5 protein-coding genes are annotated in these 2,651 nt (G+C 49.0%); 1 reads left to right on the top strand and 4 read right to left on the bottom strand.

All coding sequences use genetic code 11. The features are described 5' to 3' along the window. Positions 1 to 486, top strand: a 486-nt coding sequence (locus LUQ50_RS08265) for a phosphate-starvation-inducible PsiE family protein (RefSeq protein ID WP_300039001.1), incomplete at its 5' end; no start/stop codon positions are given. 4 nt (positions 487 to 490) lie between these two features. On the opposite strand, the gene LUQ50_RS08260 is transcribed toward LUQ50_RS08265, so the two are convergent. From LUQ50_RS08260 to LUQ50_RS08245, 4 genes are all read right to left on the bottom strand, one after another. Then, positions 491 to 1,072, bottom strand: a complete 582-nt coding sequence (locus LUQ50_RS08260) for a HemK2/MTQ2 family protein methyltransferase (RefSeq protein WP_300039000.1) — start codon at positions 1,070 to 1,072, stop codon at positions 491 to 493. After that, entirely contained in the window at positions 1,041 to 1,811 is a 771-nt protein-coding gene (rsmA, locus tag LUQ50_RS08255) for a 16S rRNA (adenine(1518)-N(6)/adenine(1519)-N(6))-dimethyltransferase RsmA (RefSeq protein ID WP_300038997.1), read from the bottom strand. The genes LUQ50_RS08260 and rsmA overlap by 32 nt, the downstream gene beginning before the upstream one ends. Next, on the bottom strand, positions 1,808 to 2,377 hold the full coding sequence (locus LUQ50_RS08250) for a DUF655 domain-containing protein (protein ID WP_300038994.1): 570 nt from the start codon (positions 2,375 to 2,377) through the stop codon (positions 1,808 to 1,810). The genes rsmA and LUQ50_RS08250 overlap by 4 nt, the downstream gene beginning before the upstream one ends. Positions 2,378 to 2,385: 8 nt before the next feature. Beyond that, a partial coding sequence (locus LUQ50_RS08245; protein ID WP_300038991.1) for an RNA polymerase Rpb4 family protein occupies positions 2,386 to 2,651 on the bottom strand: 266 nt, incomplete at its 5' end.

Raw genomic sequence — 2,651 nt, 5'->3', positions numbered from 1 at the left:
AGTGAACAACCTCGATTTTTTATTCAGGCAGGTTGTATACGATGTATGGCTGACAGCCTTGCAGAACAGACCGCCCCGGTGATCCGGGTGATGACCACCATTCCAGTGATTATCTATATCATACTCGCCATTTTCCTCACCATTGTAGCGTTGATATCTCTAGGGGTCACCTTGTTTGAGATTATCTCACTCATTACCATCCAGAATTGGGACGATGGAATCATCAAGGTGATAAATTCCATACTACTCACGGTCATCATCATCGAATTATTCGAGACCGTGATCATATACCTGCGGACAAAACGTGTCCCGGTCAGAGCCATCCTCATCGCCGGACTGACTGCGATGATCAGACATGTGATTATCATCAACGTATCAAAGGTCCAGCCCATCGAGATCATTGGCCCTGCTGTGATGCTTGCGGTGATCATTGCCGGAGTTTACCTGCTCAGAGATGAGATAGACACCAGTATGATCAAAATATAACCAATTATTTTTTCCGCTCAAGGCGGAGGATCTGCAAGATCTCTCCCCCGTCCACTACGTCCCGGGCAACCTCACAATAATTCCATCCAGTCACTTGGATCATCTGTGCCGTCTCTCTCATACCGGTTAAGGATGAGATCAGAAGCAGCACTCTTCCCTTCGGTGCCAATACCTCCGGTATCTCCTGGAGAAAACGGGCAATAACATCCCTACCGGTGCATCCACCATCGAGAGCTAGTTCAAGCCAGTCATCAATCCTCTCCGCTGGATCAGTGGGGAGGTACGGCGGATTAAAGAGGATCAGATCAAAAGGGCCAACCAGACCGGCTGACAGATCGGTGAGCACTACCGGAACTCCAGAGGAATAAGCCATACCTGCGGCGTGAGGATTGCGATCAGTAGCTACGAGAAACCTGCACAATGAACGAAGATGTGATGAGATATACCCGCTTCCTACTCCTACCTCCAGCACACGGTCATGAACCTGAATCTCCTGACTTGCTGCCTCAAGAAGAAGAAACGTATCTTCAGCAGGTTGGTACACCTGACCTTGATCAATCTGAAAGTGCATTAGCAATCGTGGCATAATCTTCAAGATAGAGTTCTTCAGGACGGGACGCCAGGATCGCAGGATCCAATGCTGACAGCAGTGTTGCAACACGGTCAGAACCAAAGACTGAACCGGCATTTTTGAAAATGCTTCGTATGGTCTTTCTTCTTCCTGCAAACAGAATTTTTACAACTTCTGCATAGATGTCCCGGTTCTCAACAGGGAATAACGGATGTCGTGGTTCGATCCTGATCACCGTTGAATGGACTGCAGGAGGGGGTGAGAATGCTCCGGGAGGAAGATCAAAACACCGGCTGGCCCGGGCAAAGGTCTGGACCATCACCGAGAGCCTGCCGCAGTCACGGGTCCCGATGTCTGCAAGCATCCTGTCAGCGAACTCTTTCTGGTACATGAGGACCGCAGCCTCAAACCCGATATCAAGGAGCCTGAACGTAATTTTTGATGAGGCGGAATAGGGAAGGTTCGCAACCACGATCTCAAACGGAGGGATCTCCACACGGGTAGCATCTCCTGGAACCAGCGTAAAGGCACCTGAATCTATCGCCTGCGAAAACTCGCGTTTCAAAAAAGATACCAGTGAAACATCAATCTCAACTGCGATAACCCGTGCTCCTCTGGCAAGCAGAGCTCGGGTTAATACACCACGACCGGGACCAATCTCCAGAACCCGTCGTTCTGATAGTTCAAGAATGGAAGCAATCCTATCCACCGCCCGAGGGTCGGTGAGAAAGTGCTGATCCCGGTAGGCACTCATCGTGAGGTGAAGAGATGATACTTCACGGTCTGATCCTGAAGTTCTTCCAGAATCCTGTTCAAGATCATCTTTTCAGGATGAGGAAGAGATTTTATCCGCGTTGATATGTCAGCAAAGTTATCAAACGGTTTCTTTTCCCGGGACTCAATGATCTCCCACATCAGTTTCTTCCCGATGCCGGGAAGCAGATGGAGCATATGAAGTTTGGGGGTGATTGAGATCGATTTATTGTAAAAGTCGACGTATTCACTCTCCCGTTCCTTGACAATCTTTTCGATGACAAACGGAAGTTCAGTTTCAGCTCCATGAGTTAGCTCTTGATACCCGATCCTGCGCTTAACCCGTTCGATCTTCTCGCGTTCCCCGCTTCCGATGTATACCAGTTCTCCAATCCCTACATTCAGGGATTTGGGAATTAATTCGAGTAATTTGAACTGCTCAACTCCGATCGCCTGCACAATCGGATCACGTTTATAGATCGGCCGGGGATCGTCAGGATACCCTTTTGGAAGAATATCCAGTACGATAGCATTGATCTCCTTCTTCTCAGCCTTTTCAGTCTTCATGACCGCACCTAGCTGAAATGAGTCATCACGAGATCCAGAATCTGATCGAGCTCTTCAGTTGTATGGGCAAACTTGTCTCTGCCAAAGACGGCTCTTACCTCATCCCTGGTACGGGGCATTGTGTTTGCTATCCGAAGTGCTACATCTGGCTTCACTTTATCGAGTTGAAGCAGGGCATCAACAAGGCTCCGAGACATCCCGGCAGAGGTCCGAGCGATCTGGTTGGCATGTTCAATGCTCCTGCGGAGCTCATACGACATCTCTTTTCCTTTTT

It is taken from the genome of Methanospirillum sp., assembly GCF_028679455.1.
Taxonomy (GTDB): domain Archaea; phylum Halobacteriota; class Methanomicrobia; order Methanomicrobiales; family Methanospirillaceae; genus Methanospirillum.
Note: the sequence above shows the minus strand (reverse complement) of the source record. Positions and strands in the feature narration are given on the sequence as shown.